Genomic DNA, 19,555 nt, shown 5'->3' with positions numbered 1-19,555 from the left:
ATGCTCTCTATTCCTTGATATAAGCGCAGAAGCTGCATTTATTTTTTGCTTTTTCGCTGCTGAGATGCAGCAGAGTGAAGGTCGTCGAACTGAAGATTTGCCATATTGATGACGAGTTTCAGGTATTTCAGATTATTGGGTGATACGCCTTTCAGCGTCAGGTTAATGTCTTGCCATTGACCTGGTAATAATTTCAGTGAGGAGTTCATTGAGGTGCTGAAAAGCAATTGTTGCCATTTGGCTAAGTTTTTAGTATCAGCAGGTTTTTCATTTCCCCACGTGGCATGAAAACCAATATTAGATACGGGAACGCTTAATAAGTTGACCAGTGAAATACGAATGATGCTGCCATTTTCCACGGCATCAATAGACAATATGCGTCCTGCTAAACCGACTGAGCCGTTATTTAAAATGAAGTATTGTGTTTGTGCTGGGTTAAATTCAGTGAAGATAAACTCATCCTGCTTGTCCTTGACTGATTTCACGACGCTGGCAAGCGTTTGGGTACTGGTTATGATGCTATTTTGTTGTTTTTCAAAAAGTTCAATTTTACTTTTATATTGTTCTTGCTGCTTTTTTAGCGCGTCTATTTGACTTTGTTGCAACGCTTGCTGTTTGGCAAACTGGTCGATTGAGTTTACTTTTTCAATATAGTCACACCCCGTTAATGCGCAGAGTGATGATATTGTTAACATGCTTAATAGTGCTTTTTTTATGCTCATAGGATGAATTCCTTTTCATAATCCTGATGCGTTGATGACTACGATATAATTATTTTTTATATGAATGATTTAATGTTTTACATTCACAATAAAAATATATGAGAGAATTTTTGAGTTAATGGGCATTGAGAATGTGTTATTAAATGTCAAATTGTTTAGGTTTGTCGATGATAATGAGTAAATCGTGCGAATTTTAATGATCGGTGTCAATCAATGTCAAATGGTTAACGGAGTAAAAGTGAGGAGGGTAAGACGTTAATATTTGTATGGTGGATGTTTTGGGAAAATAAATGTGATTCTTGTTGAGAAATATAAATAATTAAGCATTGATACATGAATAATCATATTTAATATTTATATATAGCGCTTTTATTACGCAACATATTTTCAGAATTTGACTTGCGACGCTTATGCAAGCAATCGGGCAACATGGAGCATGCAATGGTAAGAATGTTTGGTATTTGAAACAGGCTCCTGCATATGCCAGCAAGAGCCTGTAGAAATGTGGGAACAGTGGTTACATGGCGCTGAAGGGAACTTAAAACGCCGTCTTTGAGAACCCTGTCATCTCTTGCAGGCCCATTTCACGGCCCAGTGCGGTCATCGGGTGCACAACGACCAGTCCGCGAACGCTCTTCTTCAGTTTGCCCATATCAGCTTGCTCTTTTTTGGTAATCGCACGCTGGAATGGCATCTTCATCAGCTTTTGCGCTTCTTTACTGAGTTTCTGGCTATGAACTTCGCGCAGACGCGCAATTTCAGCTTCCAGCGTGGTTTTCTCTTTTTCCAGCTCGGCATATTTGTCTGCGGCTTCAACCAGTGACAGGTCAGCCTGCTGGTGGCGGATGGCGTCCAGGCGATCGCTGAGACGTTTGATTTCGTTTTTTTCGACTTCTTTCATGTGATGGCTTCTGATAAAGATAAATTTATAGCCCCTAGTATGCGCGACGGGGTGCTTTGTTCACAACTGATGGTGTTGTAATAGTTTTGTTGGGCAACAAACTTTGTGTTCAGAAATTAAGTAATCTATTGATTAACAAAAATATATTGAGTTGTTAGGGGAGGGCGTTGTGGATTTCGCACGTTTTCCTTAATGTCATTCAGATCGGGATCTAAACTAAAATTGGCGGCCGCGCATTCCCGGCGCGGGGTAATACGGAGATATTATGATGGGCAAAATAGGCGAAAACGTTCCGCTTTTTATCGATAAAGCCGTAGATTTCATGGCATCAAGCCAGGCGTTTCGGGAGTATCTGAATAAACTTCCCCCGCGTAACGCGATTCCGTCCGATATACCTGAGGAAAGCGTGCCGTTATATCTCCAGCGTCTGGAATATTATCGCCGACTTTATCAGCCGAAGCAGGTTGAGAAGCAGTAATCGCTTACTTTTGAAAGGCTTTTTTTAAGCTGATTTTGGAAATCAGCTCTGTCAGTGAAAGGACCATTGTTGATCGCACAGCTTGTTGGTAACGCTGAACTTGCATCGCGTACAAACTGGAATCCGTTGGTTCAAATTGTGGCGGCGGAGGGATCGCCGCCACGCAGTGCAGCTCGCCAAATGGCCCAATAATTTCATCATCGGTAAAGGCGTACTCGTTACCGTCGTGATTCAGCTCTTCACGTAGCGCCATCAAGAGTTCCGCATCTTCATATTCGTTGCGGCTAATCACGCCAAGCCCATAAATCAGCTTTAAGCGCACGGAAAGGTCGCCCAGCGGACCATCGCCGTCGAGTAACGGTTCTACAGCATACTTCACCGCGTAATCGTCTTTGCGGAATACCTGAAGCACCAGAAGATTCACCGCCTCAGTCAGGAGATCAACGGCGGTGATCAAAAAGCTTCGCACGGTTTTGCCAGCATTCAGACGCTCAAGCACACGGTTTTCAAAGGCCTGGGTTTGTTCCATTGTTGCCTGCATATCTGACAATCTGTTGTTCAGGCGCAGGGTTTTCTGCGCCTGGTCTACCATTATTTTGCGTTATAAGCCGTGACTGCTTCGGCGACTACCTCGCTGTTAGCATCAAGCCCGGAAATTTGCGCCAGCGCTTCCTGCGGGCCTTTCTCGGTAATCAGCGCCGCCAGTTCCTGCGCCTGCGGATCATCTTCACTACGGAAGTGCATTGCAGCGGCGATACCTTCAATCAGGTTTTTGTGCGGCAAACCGTACTCCAGCGTACCCAACAGCGGTTTTACCAGACGATCGCCAGCGCTCAGTTTGCGCAGTGGCTGACGCCCTACACGCTCCACATCATCCTTCAGATACGGATTTTCAAAACGACCGAGGATTTTCTGGATGTACGCTGCATGTTTGTCAGCATCAAAGCCATAGCGCTTGATCAGCACAGCGCCGCTTTCTTCCATCGCACCTTTTACCACTGCACGGATTTTCTCGTCGAGAATTGCATCACGAATGGTCTGATGGCCCGCCAGTTTTCCGAGGTACGCGGTTATAGCATGACCTGTGTTCAGGGTGAAGAGTTTACGCTCGACAAATGCCATCAGGTTGTCTGTTAATTCCATACCTGGGATGTTCGGTAGTGTGCCTTTGAACTGGGTTTTATCAACAATCCATTCGCTGAAGGTTTCTACCGTGACTTCCAGCGGATCGTTAGTTGCTGAAGCGGAAGGCGGTACGATGCGGTCAACGGCGGAATCGACAAAGCCAACATGCTCTTCTACCCACGCTTTGGCATCTTCCGGCAGGGCGTTCATCACATGGCCTTTCAGCTGCGTGGTGCCGCGTACCATGTTTTCACAGGCGATGATGTTCAGCGGGGATTCATTACCTTGTTCTTTACGTTTCACCAGCCCTTTAGCGATGGCAGGAGCTATACGTTCCAGCACGACCGGGCCAACGGCGGTAGTGACTAAATCAACCTGAGCAATCAGATCAACGACATCATCACCAATGCTGCTGACGGCATTTACACCGGAAACGGTATCCACCTGCTCGGTTTCGCCGACCACATGAACCTGATAGCTATGACGGGCATTCAGGGCATCAAGCACCACCTGATTTACATCGGCAAACGTCAGTTGGATACCCGCGTCTGCCAGCAGTTTACCGATAAAGCCACGACCGATATTACCTGCGCCAAAATGTAATGCTTTCATAGTATTAACCTTCATCAATGTTTTTACCCGAGAGGGCTGGGGTGAGGCATTTCCCTCACCCAAACCCTCTCCATGTGGAGAGGGGCAGCGCCGGATGCGGCGTAAACGCCTTATCCGGCCTACAAGAATGTGCAAATTCAACAAACTGCGCTTTGTTTTGTAGGCCTGATAAGCGAAGCGCATCAGGCAATCAGCCCCACCTTCTCCATGTGGAGAGGAGGCAGTGCCGGATGCGGCGTAAACGCCTTATCCGGCCTACAAGAATGTGCAAATTCAACAAACTGCGCTTTGTTTTGTAGGCCTGATAAACGAAGCGCATCAGGTAATCAGCCCCACCGTCTCCATGTGGAGAGGGTGGGCCTGGATTACTTACGACCTGCCAGCAGTTCCAGCACTTCATCCACGCTGGTGGTGTGTGCCAGACGCTCGATGACAGACTCATCATCCAGTGCGTTGGTCAGGCTGGTGATAACCTGAATGTGCTCGTTGTTACGGGCTGCAATACCAATCACCAGACGGGCAATGTCATCTTCTTCTTCACCGAAGCGCACGCCTTCCGGGTACTGGCAGAACACCACGCCCGTTTTCAGCACGCGATCTTTCGCTTCAACCGTACCGTGCGGCACTGCGATAGACTCACCCAGATAAGTCGGGGTCAGTTTTTCACGGTCCAGCATCGCCTGTACGTATTCCGGCTCAACATAACCGCCTTTCACCAGCTGTTCGCCAGCAAAACGAATCGCTTCTTCTTTGGTGGCCGCTTTGCGACCGAGGAAGATGTTCTCCGCGCCCAGTTTGAACAGGTTGGCGTTAGAATCATCAAAGCTGTCTTTCAGGCTGTCTTTTACTTTCTCTTCGTTTGCCGTGTGGCGCTGGGCAGCAACCAGACGTTCGGTCAGGCTGGTGTACAGGCCGCTGTCGAGGAAGTTAGTCAGCGAAATATGCTGTGCTTGCGGAACCTGGCGCATAGCGCGTTCGGTCAGATCACGGTGAGTGATGACCAGGTCCACATCCGGCGGCAGGTTGTTGATCGCGCTGTTGGTAACTGAAATCTGCGACAGACCTGCATCCTGAATTTTCTTACGCAGCACACCTGCGCCCATCGCACTGGAACCCATACCGGCGTCACAGGCAACGATGATTTTACGTACGTGGCTCAGGTCGTTAGTCACATCGCCAGCAGACAGCGGAGACGCGCCTTTAGACTCAGCTTTCATTTCCTGAACGCGACGTGCTGCAGCTTCAATATCATCTTCTTCTTTTACTTTGCTGGTTTTCAGCAGAATGGCAGAGACAACGAAGGACACTGCCATCGCCGCACACACACCCGCGATGTTAGCGAAGTAAGCACCTTTTGGCGTCATCGCCAGTACCGCGAGGATAGAACCCGGAGATGCCGGAGAAACCAGACCACCGCCCAGAATAGTCAGCGTGAACACGCCAGTCATACCGCCGAGGATAACGGCCAGAATCAGACGCGGATTCATCAACACATACGGGAAGTAAATTTCGTGGATACCACCCAGGAAGTGGATGATTGCCGCACCGCCCGCAGACTGTTTAGCGCTACCACGACCAAAGAACATGTACGCCAGCAGCACGCCCATACCTGGACCTGGGTTAGCTTCAATCAGGAAGAATATGGATTTACCCAGTTCATGGGACTGCTGAATACCCAGCGGCGAGAAGATACCGTGGTTAATGGCGTTGTTGAGGAACAGGATTTTCGCTGGCTCAACAAAGATGGACGCCAGCGGCAGCATGTCATGGACAACCATGAAGTTAACGCCCGCAGCCAGCATTTTGGACAGGGCTTCAACCAGCGGACCAATCCCCATGAATGCCAGAATAGCGAGGATCATCCCCATGATACCGGCAGAGAAGTTGTTCACCAGCATCTCAAAACCGGATTTGATTTTACCGTCTACCCAGCGGTCGAAATGCTTAATGCACCAGCCACCCAGCGGACCTGCAATCATAGAACCGAGGAACATCGGCATATCTGCGCCGACGATAACGCCCATGGTGGTGATGGCACCGACTACGCCGCCACGTTCGCCGCCTACCAGCTTACCACCGGTATAACCGATCAGCAGCGGCAGGAGATAGGTGATCATCGGCCCGACCAGCTTCGCCAGCGTTTCGTTCGGTAACCACCCTGTTGGAATAAATAACGCGGTGATGATACCCCACGCGATAAACGCGCCGATATTCGGCATCACCATGTTGCTGAGGAAACGACCAAAGCTTTGCACTTTGATCTTAATATCGGATGACATAAAAACACCCCTTCTTATGTTTGCTGTCGCGCAGGCTGGAAGCCCGAGGTTTTTTGTTAATGTGGCGGCAGAGGTAGCCGGACCTTGTAGATACTGCGAAATCTGGCACTGAATCGGTTAACTGTCCAGTTGATGGCCTTTTGTGTGATGTTAGTCACATAAATATAGGGGGTAGAGAGGTAATTGACGTGATGTTCATCACAAAATGCTTGTGTAAAAAAGCAACAAGGCGGTGATTTTCGCTAAAAATGGCATTTAAATGTGAGTAATGTCACATTTTTATTTTGACGGTTTGTTGAATCTTTGTGATCTGAATCACAAGATATTTTCTTACGGTGTTCACCTGATGTGATCTACAGCATGTTATTTCTTAGTCATAAATTCGTTATGTAACTAAGCAACTCATCACATCTAAAAATTATTCTTCGGTGTTATGGCGAGAATCGCAAACCCGGATTATTGTCAAATAATCAGCCTGACTCCCCTCTGGCTGCCAGCCCATAACAACTCTGATAAGCGTGAATTCGAGGCAGCTATGTTTCTAAACTATTTCGCGTTGGGAGTGCTGATCTTCGTCTTTCTGGTGATTTTTTATGGAATCATCGCGATTCATGACATCCCTTATCTGATTGCCAAAAAGCGTAATCATCCCCATGCCGATGCTATTCATACGGCGGGCTGGGTGAGCCTGTTTACTCTACATGTTATCTGGCCGTTCCTGTGGATCTGGGCGACGCTCTACCAGCCAGAGCGCGGCTGGGGCATGCAGTCGCATACTACGCCGCAAGAGAGGGCGCCTGACCCGGACATCGCTGCGCTTTCTGACCGTATCTCCCGGCTGGAACATCAACTCGCCGCCGAGAAAAAACCTGACTACTCCACGTTTCCGGAGATCTAATCATGGATCTGTTGATTGTCTTAACTTACGTGGCGCTGGCGTGGGCAGTATTTAAAATCTTCCGCATTCCGGTGAATCAGTGGACGCTGGCGACGGCGGCGCTCGGCGGTGTGTTTTTGGTGAGTGGTCTGATTTTGTTGATGAACTACAACCATCCTTACACTTTTACGGCGCAAAAGGCGGTGATAGCTATCCCCATTACGCCACAGGTGACGGGGATCGTGACTGAAGTCACCGATAAAAATAATCAGCTTATTCAGAAGGGCGAGGTGCTTTTTAAGCTCGACCCGGTACGTTACCAGGCGCGAGTAGACAGACTTCAGGCTGATCTGATGACGGCGACGCATAACATCAAAACGCTGCGGGCGCAGCTCACTGAAGCGCAGGCTAACACCACTCAGGTTTCAGCGGAGCGCGATCGGCTGTTTAAAAATTATCAACGCTACCTGAAAGGCAGCCAGGCGGCAGTGAATCCGTTCTCGGAACGTGACATCGACGATGCGCGGCAGAATTTTCTCGCGCAGGATGCGTTAGTGAAAGGCTCGGTGGCGGAGCAGGCGCAGATCCAGAGCCAGCTCGACAGCATGGTCAACGGTGAGCAATCGCAGATTGTGAGCTTAAGAGCGCAACTTACTGAAGCAAAATATAACCTTGAGCAGACCGTCATTCGCGCGCCAAGCAATGGCTACGTTACTCAGGTACTGATCCGCCCAGGTACATACGCAGCTGCCTTGCCGCTGCGTCCGGTGATGGTCTTCATCCCCGAGCAAAAACGGCAAATTGTCGCCCAATTTCGGCAAAACTCGCTGTTACGTCTGAAACCCGGCGATGATGCGGAAGTAGTGTTTAACGCGCTACCTGGGCAGGTGTTCCACGGCAAACTGACCAGTATTTTACCTGTCGTGCCAGGCGGTTCGTATCAGGCGCAGGGGGTACTGCAATCATTAACGGTCGTGCCCGGCACGGACGGTGTGCTGGGAACCATTGAACTGGACCCTAACGATGATATCGATGCCTTACCCGACGGCATCTACGCCCAGGTGGCAGTTTACTCCGACCATTTCAGCCATGTTTCGGTGATGCGGAAGGTACTGCTAAGAATGACCAGTTGGATGCATTATCTTTATTTGGATCATTGAGACTTATATCACCTGTGTTTTGCGTGAGCCTGGGCCATACTGATATTTTTCCTCGCACAAAGGACTCGGCATGAAACTCGTCGGTAGCTACACCAGCCCGTTTGTACGCAAACTTTCTATTCTGTTGTTAGAAAAGGGCGTAACTTTCGAATTTATTAATGAACTGCCCTATAACGCGGACAATGGCGTGGCGCAATTTAACCCGTTAGGGAAAGTGCCGGTGCTGGTGACCGAAGATGGCGAATGCTGGTTTGATTCGCCGATCATCGCTGAATATATTGAATTAATGAATGTCGCTCCGGCGATGTTGCCTCGCGACCCTTTGGAGTCGTTGCGAGTGCGCAAAATTGAGGCGCTGGCCGACGGCATTATGGATGCCGGGCTGGTGTCGGTGCGTGAACAGGCGCGTCCGGCGGCGCAGCAGTCTGAAGATGAATTGTTACGCCAGCGGGAGAAAATCAACCGCAGCCTGGATGTGCTGGAAGGATATCTGGTCGATGGCACGCTCAAAACCGATACGGTCAATCTGGCGACTATCGCCATTGCCTGTGCCGTTGGATATCTCAATTTCCGCCGCGTTGCGCCAGGTTGGTGTGTCGACCGCCCACACTTAGTCAAACTGGTCGAGAATCTCTTTAGCCGCGAAAGCTTCGCTCGCACCGAACCGCCAAAGGCTTGATGCGCGATATGTCCTCCTGACCCATCTCACGTTACAATCCGTGGTTATGTTAAACGCCCTTCTCCGTGCGAGAGGGCCTTGATGAGCCTGGTTTCCTATGACAACCGAAACGCGTTCCCTCTATAGTCAGCTTCCAGCTATCGATCGCTTATTGCGTGATAGTTCTTTCCTTTCTTTGCGTGATACTTATGGCCATACCCGTGTCGTGGAGTTGCTGCGTCAGATGCTCGACGAAGCGCGGGAAATGATTCGTGACAGCCAGTCGCTGCCTGCATGGTGTGAAAACTGGGCGCAAGAGGTTGATGCTCGTCTGGCGAAAGAGGCGCAGAGCGCGCTGCGTCCGGTGATCAACCTGACGGGAACCGTGCTGCATACGAACCTTGGGCGGGCATTGCAGGCGGAAGCGGCGGTTGAGGCTGTTACGCAAGTTATGCGTTTGCCGGTGACGCTGGAATATGATCTGGATGACGCCGGACGCGGACATCGCGATCGTGCGCTGGCGCAGTTGTTATGTCGCATCACCGGCGCAGAAGATGCCTGTATCGTCAATAACAATGCGGCGGCGGTGCTGCTGATGTTGGCAGCAACTGCCAGTGGTAAAGAAGTGGTGGTTTCTCGCGGCGAACTGGTGGAGATTGGCGGCGCGTTTCGTATTCCTGACGTCATGCGCCAGGCGAGCTGCACCCTACACGAAGTGGGGACCACCAACCGCACGCACGCGAATGATTATCGTCAGGCAGTGAATGAAAATACCGCGCTGCTGATGAAGGTGCATACCAGTAATTACAGCATTCAAGGCTTCACCAAAGCGATAGACGAAGCGGAACTGGTGGCGCTCGGCAAAGAACTGGATGTTCCCGTGGTGACTGATTTAGGCAGTGGTTCGCTGGTGGATCTCAGTCAGTATGGTTTGCCAAAAGAGCCGATGCCGCAGGAGTTGATTGCGGCGGGTGTCAGTCTGGTGAGCTTCTCTGGCGACAAGCTGTTAGGCGGGCCGCAGGCAGGAATTATTGTTGGTAAAAAAGAGATGATCGCCCGCCTGCAAAGCCACCCGCTGAAGCGTGCATTACGTGCAGATAAAATGACTCTCGCGGCGCTGGAAGCCACGTTGCGTCTTTATTTACACCCTGAAGCACTGAGTGAAAAATTACCGACCCTGCGTCTGCTTACCCGCAGCGCAGAGGTCATTCAAATCCAGGCGCAACGGTTACAGGCACCCCTTGCCGCTCACTATGGCGCGGAGTTTGCGGTACAGGTTATGCCATGCCTTTCGCAGATTGGCAGTGGTTCGCTGCCGGTGGATCGTCTGCCGAGCGCGGCGTTGACGTTTACGCCTCATGACGGACGCGGTAGTCACCTTGAGTCATTAGCCGCCCGCTGGCGTGAATTGCCAGTGCCGGTGATTGGTCGTATTTATGACGGACGATTGTGGCTGGATTTACGCTGCCTTGAAGATGAGCAACGGTTTTTGGAGATGTTGTTGAAATGATTATTGCGACTGCCGGACACGTTGACCACGGCAAAACAACCTTATTGCAGGCGATTACGGGCGTAAATGCCGACCGTCTGCCGGAAGAAAAGAAGCGTGGGATGACCATCGATCTCGGCTATGCCTACTGGCCGCAGCCAGATGGACGCGTGCCTGGTTTTATCGACGTTCCCGGTCATGAAAAGTTTCTTTCCAACATGCTGGCGGGCGTCGGAGGTATCGATCACGCGTTGCTGGTGGTGGCGTGCGATGACGGCGTGATGGCACAGACCCGTGAGCATCTGGCGATTTTGCAGCTTACCGGTAACCCGATGCTGACAGTGGCCCTGACTAAAGCCGATCGCGTGGACGAAGCGCGTGTTGATGAGGTTGAACGCCAGGTAAAGGAGGTGCTGCGGGAATACGGTTTTGCTGAGGCAAAACTGTTTATCACCGCAGCGACCGAAGGACGGGGAATTGATGCCCTGCGCGAACATCTGCTTCAGTTGCCGGAACGCGAACACGCCAGCCAACATAGTTTCCGCCTCGCGATCGACCGCGCATTTACCGTAAAAGGTGCCGGGCTGGTGGTCACCGGTACGGCGTTAAGCGGGGAAGTGAAGGTAGGCGATTCACTATGGCTGACGGGTGTAAATAAACCGATGCGTGTACGTGCGCTGCATGCGCAAAACCAGCCAACTGAAACCGCCCATGCCGGGCAGCGTATCGCGCTTAACATCGCGGGTGATGCGGAAAAAGAGCAGATTAACCGTGGCGACTGGCTGCTTGCCGATGTGCCGCCAGAGCCGTTCACACGGGTGATTGTCGAGCTTCAAACCCATACGCCGCTGACCCAGTGGCAGCCGCTGCATATTCACCACGCCGCCAGCCACGTTACGGGACGCGTTTCGCTGCTGGAAGATAACCTTGCCGAGCTGGTGTTCGACACGCCGCTGTGGCTGGCGGATAACGATCGCTTAGTGTTGCGCGATATCTCGGCCCGCAATACGCTGGCGGGGGCGCGTGTGGTGATGCTTAACCCGCCGCGTCGCGGTAAACGTAAGCCGGAATATCTGCAATGGCTGGCGTCTCTTGCACGGGCGCAGAGCGATGCCGATGCGTTATCTGTTCATCTGGAACGCGGAGCGGTTAACCTTGCGGATTTCGCCTGGGCGCGCCAGCTCAACGGCGAAGGGATGCGCGAATTACTGCAACAGCCGGGCTATATTCAGGCGGGTTACAGTTTGTTGAACGCTCCAGTTGCCGCCCGCTGGCAACGTAAAATTCTCGACACATTAGCAACTTATCATGAGCAACATCGCGATGAACCTGGTCCAGGACGCGAGCGTCTGCGGCGCATGGCGTTGCCGATGGAAGATGAAGCACTGGTGCTGTTGCTGATTGAAAAGATGCGCGAAAGCGGCGACATTCACAGCCATCATGGTTGGCTGCATCTGCCGGACCACAAAGCAGGATTTAGCGAAGAGCAGCAAGCAATCTGGCAAAAAGTGGAACCGCTGTTTGGCAACGAGCCGTGGTGGGTGCGTGATCTGGCAAAAGAGACGGGAACTGACGAACAGGCAATGCGCCTGACACTACGGCAGGCGGCGCAGCAGGGGATAATTACGGCGATCGTTAAAGATCGTTATTACCGTAACGATCGGATTGTCGAGTTTGCCAACATGATCCGCGATCTCGATCATGAGTGTGGCTCGACCTGTGCGGCAGATTTCCGCGATCGCTTAGGTGTTGGTCGAAAACTGGCAATTCAAATTCTGGAATATTTTGACCGCATTGGTTTTACGCGTCGTCGGGGAAATGATCATTTATTGCGTGACGCATTATTATTTCCGCATAAATAAGATAATGATTAATTCATATTAAATGCGAATTACTTTAAAAGTCTTATAAATTTTGAAAAAGCGCATTAGAACATGAGTCTAATGTGCTTTTTTTAATATACGATTCTAAAAAGAATAATATCGATCAACTTTTTAAATATAAATCCTCTGTAAGCTGCCCGCCCTTTTATCCTCGTTCTGGAGTGTGTTATGGCAGCTTCTACATTTTTTATTCCTTCTGTTAATGTCATTGGCGAAGATTCTTTAAAAGATGCGCTGAATATGATGGCGGAATATGGTTTTCGCCGTATATTAATTGTTACTGACAGTATGCTAGCGAAATTAGGTATGGCGGGAGAGGTACAAAAAGCCTTATATGACCGCAATATTTTTAGCATTATTTATGAGGGTACCCAACCTAATCCGACCACGAAGAATGTCGCAGAAGGTTTGAAAATGTTGAAGGAAAATAACTGCGACAGCGTGATCTCCTTAGGCGGCGGTTCTCCGCACGACTGCGCAAAAGGTATTGCACTGGTAGCCGCTAACGGTGGTGATATCCGTGATTATGAAGGCGTAGACCGCTCTGCAAAACCACAGTTGCCGATGATTGCCATTAATACCACGGCGGGTACAGCGTCTGAAATGACCCGTTTTTGCATCATCACCGACGAAGTGCGACATATCAAAATGGCGATTGTGGATAAGCACGTTACCCCGCTGCTTTCGGTTAATGATTCCTCGCTAATGATCGGTATGCCTAAGTCTCTGACCGCAGCTACCGGGATGGATGCTCTCACTCATGCCATCGAAGCGTATGTGTCTATTGTGGCAACGCCAATTACGGATGCCTGCGCGCTGAAAGCAATGACCATGATTGCAGAAAATCTACCGTTAGCCGTCGAAGATGGCAGCAACGCTAAAGCGCGTGAAGCAATGGCTTATGCCCAGTTCCTCGCAGGTATGGCATTCAATAACGCCTCTCTGGGTTATGTTCATGCGATGGCGCATCAGTTAGGTGGCTTTTACGATCTGCCGCACGGCGTTTGTAATGCCATTCTGCTGCCGCACGTGCAGTTATATAACAGCAAAGTTGTTGCATCACGTTTGCGTGACTGCGCCGCGGCGATGGGCGTTAACGTCACAGGTAAAAATGATGCTGAAGGGGCAGAAGCCTGTATTAACGCGATTCGCGACCTGGCGAAGAAAGTGGATATCCCGGCAGGTCTGCGTGACCTGAACGTTAAAGAAGAAGATTTCCCGGAGCTGGCAAGCAATGCCCTGAAAGACGCTTGTGGCTTTACTAACCCGATTCAGGCAACTGAAGAAGAAATTGTGGCGATTTATCGCGCTGCAATGTAATCCCCATTCTCCTGCGGCTGGCGTGTTGTCAGCCGCTATCTCAAAATTTGCGATTTTTGAGATAGTTTCTTTAGTCTGCTATACACTATCTCAATATTGCGCTTTTTTGAGATAAGCAAATGGCTATCAAATCACCTCCCAGACTGATTCCTTTATCACACTTATCGGGTGAGGAACTCCAGGCCCACTTACGCTTTAACCGGGTTACCGATGAAAAAGGACGTTATCTGCCTTTTGATGAGTTGCAGTACCGCATCAAAAAAGGGGAAAACATTGAAGTGGCGTGGACGCTTACCCGACTGGCGCGCAACGCGGCGATCCAGCGAATCAATTATTGCAATGAAGCGGGTGAGCAGGCCGGATTCAACATTACGCCAGTGATTGCAGAAGCGTGCGAGCTTGTCGACAAACATGCCACCGCGCTGGCGCTGAAAGATCAGACTGAACGGTTACGCGGGGCGGGCGCCGAGTTAAGCCAGTTACGCCTGGAAGAGCCGATCACCAGTTCCCAACTGGAAGGTGCGAATACCACGACGCTGGTGGCGAGAAAAATGCTGGAAACAGGGCGGGCGCCGCGCACTGAAGACGAGCATATGATTGCGGGAAATGCCCGGCTGATGGCGGAAATTCCGCAATTACTGACAGAACAGCTTACACCAGCGCTTATACGTCAGTTACATGCTATTGGTATGGGAGGAATAAATGACGCGAAATATCGTCCGGGTGAATTTCGTGAAACAGATGATGTCGTGATCGCCGATTATGACGGCAATATTGTGCATCAACCGCCCGCTGCGGCATTGTTGCCGGAACGACTGGAAAAAGTTTGCCAGTGGTTAAACAGCCATGAAGGGTATATTCACCCGCTGGTCCGCGCCTGCATTCTGCATTTTATGCTGGCCCATGAGCATCCGTTTCGCGATGGCAACGGGCGCACCAGTCGGGCGCTGTTTTACTGGTATATGCTGAAATCGGGCTACGATGTCTTTAAATATATTTCCATCAGCCGTTTGCTTCATGTTGCACCAGTCAAATATGCCGCCAGCTACCAGTACACTGAATCAGATGGTATGGATCTGACTTATTTCCTTGAATATCAGGCGGGTGTCATTAAACGTGCTGTGCAAAACTGGCAGCAGCATATTGATGAAATTATGCAACGAAGCGCAAAACTTGACCGCCTATTGTTCAGTTCTGGTGTGCTTAGGCGACTGAATCCGCGTCAGGTGACGCTTCTGAATGTGATGCTCGCCAATCCGGGGAAAGAGTACACAGTTTCTGAAACCAGCGCGAGTCTGGGCGTCTCTGATAATACAGCGCGAACTGATTTACGGACGATTGTTAAAGAAGGATTTGCGCAAGAGAAGAAAATTAATGACCAGCAAGTAGTGTACGTCGCACATTACCCGCTGTAGTCCTTGCCAGTAAATTCGTGATAGCCGTCGTAAAGCTGTTACCGACTGGCGAAGATTTCGCCAGTCACGTCTACCCTTGTTATACCTCACACCGCAAGGAGACGATCATGACCAACAATCCCCCTTCAGCACAGATTAAGCCCGGCGAGTATGGTTTCCCCCTCAAGTTAAAAGCCCGCTATGACAACTTTATTGGCGGCGAGTGGGTCGCGCCCGCCGATGGCGAGTATTACCAGAACCTGACGCCGGTAACCGGGCAGTTGTTGTGCGAAGTGGCGTCTTCGGGCAAACGAGATATCGATCTGGCGCTGGATGCTGCGCATAAAGTGAAAGATAAATGGGCGCATACCTCGGTGCAGGATCGCGCAGCGATTCTGTTTAAGATTGCCGATCGGATGGAGCAGAACCTCGAGCTGTTAGCGACGGCAGAAACCTGGGATAACGGCAAACCCATTCGCGAAACCAGTGCTGCCGATGTGCCGCTGGCGATTGACCATTTCCGCTATTTCGCCTCGTGTATTCGGGCGCAGGAAGGCGGGATCAGTGAAGTTGATAGCGAAACCGTGGCTTATCACTTCCACGAACCGTTAGGTGTGGTGGGGCAGATTATCCCGTGGAACTTCCCGCTGCTGATGGCGAGCTGGAAAATGGCTCCCGCGCTGGCGGCGGGCAACTGCGTGGTGCTGAAACCCGCACGACTTACCCCGCTTTCTGTACTGCTGCTAATGGAAATTGTCGGTGATTTACTGCCGCCGGGCGTGGTGAACGTGGTCAACGGTGCGGGCGGCGAAATTGGCGAATATCTGGCGACTTCAAAACGTATTGCCAAAGTGGCATTTACTGGCTCAACGGAAGTGGGTCAGCAGATTATGCAGTACGCCACGCAAAACATTATTCCAGTAACCCTGGAGCTGGGCGGCAAATCGCCAAATATCTTCTTTGCTGACGTGATGGATGAAGAAGATGCCTTTTTCGATAAGGCGCTGGAAGGCTTTGCATTGTTTGCTTTTAACCAGGGCGAAGTCTGTACCTGCCCAAGCCGTGCTTTAGTGCAGGAGTCTATCTACGAACGCTTCATGGAACGCGCCATCCGCCGTGTTGAAAGTATTCGTAGCGGTAACCCGCTCGACAGCGTGACGCAAATGGGCGCGCAGGTATCTCACGGGCAACTGGAAACCATCCTCAATTACATTGATATCGGTAAAAAAGAGGGCGCAGATGTGCTTACCGGCGGGCGGCGCAAGTTGCTGGAAGGCGAGCTGAAAGACGGTTACTACCTTGAACCGACTATTTTGTTTGGTCAGAACAATATGCGTGTTTTCCAGGAAGAAATATTTGGCCCGGTGCTGGCGGTAACCACCTTCAAAACGATGGACGAGGCGCTGGAGCTGGCGAACGACACACAATATGGCCTGGGCGCAGGCGTCTGGAGTCGTAACGGCAATCTGGCCTATAAGATGGGGCGCGGCATTCAGGCCGGACGCGTGTGGACCAACTGTTATCACGCTTACCCGGCACACGCAGCGTTTGGCGGCTACAAACAGTCGGGCATCGGACGCGAAACCCATAAGATGATGCTGGAGCATTATCAGCAAACCAAGTGTCTGCTGGTGAGCTACTCGGATAAACCGTTGGGGCTGTTCTGATGTGAAAAGCGGGTCGCATCGGGTATTCATTGCCTGATGCGACGCTTACGCGTCTTATCATGCCTACGGGGACCTGACCGTAGGCCGGATAAGGCGTACACGCCGCATCCGGCATAAACAAAGCGCACGTTGTTACAATTTACGTTTTAAACCTACGTGCGCAATAACCCAGACTACGCCAACATAAGTGCGTTTCTGGGGCGTGTTTTGCCAGGAGTTTAATCTCGCGTTTCGATGGTGAGCGGGCGAACCAGGCCGTAAATCACCATTGGCGTTCCGAGACCAATCAATAATAAACGGTAGATAATTGAAGGTTTAATACGCTTAATCTGCATTGTGGATGTTTTACTGGAGTTATTCATTAGTTTGGCTAATAGTTCCATTATTTCAATATGATAAGCCTCGGCCTGTTGAAAAGCCACGCAGCACACTTCAGAAAGTATATAAAAAACAATATGTCGTTATATAAATAAGAAAATTGCACTGCATCATGGCATTTCATAATATGCGTTAATTGTTCTTTTTTATATTCTCTGAGGAAAATATGTTCCTGGATTATTTTGCACTGGGAGTGCTTATTTTTGTATTTCTGGTGATCTTCTATGGGATTATTATTTTACATGATATTCCCTACCTGATAGCGAAAAAACGTAATCATCCTCATGCCGACGCCATTCATGTTGCTGGTTGGGTGAGTCTTTTTACGCTGCACGTTATCTGGCCCTTTTTGTGGATTTGGGCCACGCTTTACCGCCCGGAGCGGGGATGGGGAATGCAAAACCATGATTCATCCGTTGTGCAACTGCAACAGCGTATTGCCGGGCTGGAGAAACAGCTCGCCGATATGAAAGCTCCTTCTACCGAGTAATATTTATGGATTTACTGATTATTTTGACCTATGTGGCTTTCGCATGGGCAATGTTTAAAATTTTTAAAATCCCCGTGAATAAATGGACCATCCCTACTGCGGCACTGGGCGGCATATTTATTGTCAGCGGCTTAATTCTATTAATGAACTATAACCATCCATACACCTTTAAAGCGCAAAAAGCGGTTATTTCCATTCCTGTTGTCCCGCAGGTGACAGGCGTGGTGATTGAAGTGACGGACAAGAAAAATACGCTGATTAAAAAAGGTGAGGTGCTGTTCCGACTGGACCCGACGCGTTATCAGGCGCGGGTGGATCGGCTGATGGCGGATATCGTCACCGCAGAACATAAGCAGCGGGCATTAGGTGCAGAGTTAGATGAGATGGCGGCGAATACCCAGCAGGCAAAGGCCACGCGGGATAAATTCGCTAAAGAGTACCAGCGTTACGCACGCGGCAGTCAGGCAAAAGTAAATCCGTTTTCAGAACGGGATATCGATGTGGCGCGGCAAAATTATCTGGCGCAGGAAGCCTCAGTGAAGTCTTCGGCGGCGGAACAAAAACAGATCCAGAGCCAACTGGATAGCCTGGTGTTGGGTGAACATTCACAAATCGCCAGCCTGAAAGCGCAGCTTGCGGAAGCAAAATATAACCTTGAGCAGACGGTAGTGCGTGCGCCGAGCGACGGTTACGTGACTCAGGTACTGATTCGTCCAGGAACGTATGCTGCGTCGCTGCCGCTGCGTCCGGTAATGGTGTTTATACCCGATCAGAAACGACAAATTGTGGCGCAGTTCCGCCAGAACTCCTTGCTGCGCCTGGCCCCCGGCGATGATGCGGAAGTGGTGTTTAATGCCCTGCCAGGTAAGGTCTTCAGCGGTAAGCTGGCAGCCATTAGTCCAGCCGTTCCCGGCGGGGCTTATCAGTCGACCGGCACCTTACAGACGTTAAACACAGCGCCGGGTTCAGATGGCGTTATCGCGACCATTGAACTGGATGAGCATACAGATTTGAGCGCTTTACCAGACGGTATTTACGCCCAGGTGGCGGTCTACTCTGATCATTTCAGCCATGTTTCGGTTATGCGCAAAGTGCTGTTACGCATGACCAGCTGGGTGCATTACCTTTATCTCGACCATTAATCTTTGTTTTCCGCCGCTTGTTCAGGCCGCAGTTGCTGCGACTGGGCAAGCTGGTGGCGAATTTCACGCAGCATCTCGTCCAACACATACTGGACCCGCCAGGGCTGGTATTCCCGTTTCCGGAAGATAGCCACCAGATCCAGCCACCATTCATACGGTTGCTGGAAACAGGGGATCAGCGTGCCGTCTTGCAGGTCGCTCTGCACACTTTTGTCTGGCGCAAACACAATCCCCAGGTGATTTCGCGCCAGCTCCAGCGCCGACTGAGTATTGTCACAGACGTAATTTCCCTTAACACGATAATCACGTACTTCTTTACTTCCGGCGACGTTGAAGCGCCAGATATTCGCGTCATCGATCATCATCGAGTCGATCAAAATACAGGAGTGATGTTCAAGTTCGTCTGGTCGGCTAATGGGGTGTTTCTCAAGATAAGTTTGGCTGGCATAGGCGGTTACTGCATATTGCGTAATAAAACTGGCAACCAGCGATTCATCTTTTGGTGGCGCGTAGCTGATTAAAACATCACAATCATCGGGAAATTCGACACCTTCATAAAAGGCGTTGCGCTCAAGATTGCAGGTTTTTAGCGATAAGGTGATTTCACCGATATCTTTAATTTTGTCGATAACGTGTTTGGATAAATAGGTAATAATGCCAGTTGGTGCGTAGATGGTAACCCGACCACGTTTCTCATGCTTATAATCTGCAATAAAATTATTAAGCTGCTCGTTTCTGTCGAGCATATCATTAATGTACGGTAATAGCGCGGTGCCAAAAGGCGTCAGCATCAGTTGCCGTGTGGTTCTGTCAAAGACTTTTAAGCCCACTTTTGATTCAAAATCAGCAAGATATTTACTGACATTGGCCTGCGCGATGCCAAGCACGGTAGCCGCATGGCTGATATTTTCACTGGCAGCGATTACCGAGATAATTTTTAACTCCCGGTACTTGAGTTGTAATTTTGTCATCGCAACAGT

At 50.3% G+C, this 19,555-nt stretch carries 18 protein-coding genes; 11 read left to right on the top strand and 7 right to left on the bottom strand.

The features are described from left to right. Positions 1-38 precede the first annotated feature (38 nt). Together D9741_RS18530 and D9741_RS18525 are read right to left on the bottom strand one after the other, a co-directional pair. A complete protein-coding gene (locus tag D9741_RS18530) occupies positions 39-722 on the bottom strand; it encodes a DUF3251 domain-containing protein (protein ID WP_130215202.1) in 684 nt (227 codons plus the stop codon). A gap of 538 nt (positions 723-1,260) precedes the next feature. Beyond that, positions 1,261-1,623 (bottom strand): YibL family ribosome-associated protein, encoded by a 363-nt coding sequence (locus tag D9741_RS18525; protein WP_096938243.1) that lies wholly within the window; start codon positions 1,621-1,623, stop codon positions 1,261-1,263. A 268-nt stretch (positions 1,624-1,891) separates the two neighbouring features. On the opposite strand from D9741_RS18525, the gene yibT reads away from it, so the two are divergent. After that, positions 1,892-2,101, top strand: coding sequence for a protein YibT (gene yibT, locus D9741_RS18520; RefSeq protein ID WP_130215337.1), 210 nt, complete (start codon positions 1,892-1,894; stop codon positions 2,099-2,101). A gap of 4 nt (positions 2,102-2,105) precedes the next feature. Here the strand turns inward: yibT and mtlR are convergent, their stop codons facing one another. The 3 genes from mtlR to mtlA all read right to left on the bottom strand — a co-directional run bounded on the left by mtlR (position 2,106) and on the right by mtlA (position 6,117). Continuing rightward, entirely contained in the window at positions 2,106-2,693 is a 588-nt protein-coding gene (gene mtlR / locus D9741_RS18515; protein ID WP_130215204.1) for a mannitol operon repressor MtlR, read from the bottom strand. Then, entirely contained in the window at positions 2,693-3,838 is a 1,146-nt protein-coding gene (mtlD, locus tag D9741_RS18510; RefSeq protein WP_130206670.1) for a mannitol-1-phosphate 5-dehydrogenase, read from the bottom strand. The genes mtlR and mtlD overlap by 1 nt, the downstream gene beginning before the upstream one ends. Before the next feature lie 365 nt (positions 3,839-4,203). Next, on the bottom strand, positions 4,204-6,117 hold the full coding sequence (mtlA, locus tag D9741_RS18505) for a PTS mannitol transporter subunit IICBA (RefSeq protein ID WP_130215206.1): 1,914 nt from the start codon (positions 6,115-6,117) through the stop codon (positions 4,204-4,206). Between the two features lie 535 nt (positions 6,118-6,652). On the opposite strand from mtlA, the gene D9741_RS18500 reads away from it, so the two are divergent. From D9741_RS18500 to aldB, 8 genes are all read left to right on the top strand, one after another. Beyond that, positions 6,653-7,015 carry a DUF3302 domain-containing protein gene (locus tag D9741_RS18500; RefSeq protein ID WP_130215208.1) on the top strand — a complete coding sequence of 121 codons (363 nt, stop codon included), beginning with the start codon at positions 6,653-6,655 and terminating at the stop codon, positions 7,013-7,015. Between the two features lie 2 nt (positions 7,016-7,017). Next, entirely contained in the window at positions 7,018-8,154 is a 1,137-nt protein-coding gene (locus D9741_RS18495) for an HlyD family secretion protein (protein ID WP_000364939.1), read from the top strand. A gap of 70 nt (positions 8,155-8,224) precedes the next feature. Continuing rightward, positions 8,225-8,833 (top strand): glutathione S-transferase, encoded by a 609-nt coding sequence (locus D9741_RS18490; protein ID WP_130215210.1) that lies wholly within the window; start codon positions 8,225-8,227, stop codon positions 8,831-8,833. Between the two features lie 97 nt (positions 8,834-8,930). Further along, positions 8,931-10,322, top strand: a complete 1,392-nt coding sequence (gene selA, locus D9741_RS18485) for an L-seryl-tRNA(Sec) selenium transferase (protein WP_130215212.1) — start codon at positions 8,931-8,933, stop codon at positions 10,320-10,322. Then, positions 10,319-12,163 (top strand): selenocysteine-specific translation elongation factor, encoded by a 1,845-nt coding sequence (selB, locus tag D9741_RS18480; RefSeq protein WP_130215214.1) that lies wholly within the window; start codon positions 10,319-10,321, stop codon positions 12,161-12,163. The genes selA and selB overlap by 4 nt, the downstream gene beginning before the upstream one ends. A 189-nt stretch (positions 12,164-12,352) precedes the next feature. Then, a complete protein-coding gene (yiaY, locus tag D9741_RS18475) occupies positions 12,353-13,504 on the top strand; it encodes an L-threonine dehydrogenase (protein ID WP_130215216.1) in 1,152 nt (383 codons plus the stop codon). Between the two features lie 119 nt (positions 13,505-13,623). After that, positions 13,624-14,919 carry a Fic family protein gene (locus tag D9741_RS18470; protein WP_130215218.1) on the top strand — a complete coding sequence of 432 codons (1,296 nt, stop codon included), beginning with the start codon at positions 13,624-13,626 and terminating at the stop codon, positions 14,917-14,919. Between the two features lie 107 nt (positions 14,920-15,026). Beyond that, positions 15,027-16,565 carry an aldehyde dehydrogenase AldB gene (gene aldB / locus D9741_RS18465; RefSeq protein ID WP_000183976.1) on the top strand — a complete coding sequence of 513 codons (1,539 nt, stop codon included), beginning with the start codon at positions 15,027-15,029 and terminating at the stop codon, positions 16,563-16,565. A gap of 218 nt (positions 16,566-16,783) precedes the next feature. Here aldB and D9741_RS18455 read toward each other — a convergent pair whose 3' ends face one another. Continuing rightward, positions 16,784-16,987 carry a hypothetical protein gene (locus D9741_RS18455; protein ID WP_130215220.1) on the bottom strand — a complete coding sequence of 68 codons (204 nt, stop codon included), beginning with the start codon at positions 16,985-16,987 and terminating at the stop codon, positions 16,784-16,786. Positions 16,988-17,109: 122 nt separating this feature from the next. Between D9741_RS18455 and D9741_RS18450 the strand changes: the two genes are divergently transcribed. Together D9741_RS18450 and D9741_RS18445 are read left to right on the top strand one after the other, a co-directional pair. Then, positions 17,110-17,433 (top strand): DUF3302 domain-containing protein, encoded by a 324-nt coding sequence (locus D9741_RS18450; RefSeq protein WP_130215222.1) that lies wholly within the window; start codon positions 17,110-17,112, stop codon positions 17,431-17,433. A gap of 5 nt (positions 17,434-17,438) precedes the next feature. Beyond that, positions 17,439-18,575: an HlyD family secretion protein gene (locus D9741_RS18445; protein ID WP_130215224.1), complete on the top strand. Its 1,137-nt coding sequence runs from the start codon at positions 17,439-17,441 to the stop codon at positions 18,573-18,575. Here D9741_RS18445 and D9741_RS18440 read toward each other — a convergent pair. Then, the gene (locus D9741_RS18440; RefSeq protein WP_130206642.1) at positions 18,572-19,546 is read right to left on the bottom strand and encodes a LysR family transcriptional regulator; all 975 of its coding nucleotides are present in this window, start codon (positions 19,544-19,546) and stop codon (positions 18,572-18,574) included. The two genes, D9741_RS18445 and D9741_RS18440, sit on opposite strands and share 4 nt — an antisense overlap. Positions 19,547-19,555 lie beyond the last annotated feature (9 nt).

Origin of the sequence: Escherichia sp. E14V7, assembly GCF_004212225.1 — a bacterium.
GTDB lineage: Bacteria > Pseudomonadota > Gammaproteobacteria > Enterobacterales > Enterobacteriaceae > Escherichia.
The sequence above is the reverse complement of the archived record's forward strand: the minus strand, read 5'-3'. Positions and strand labels throughout refer to the sequence as shown.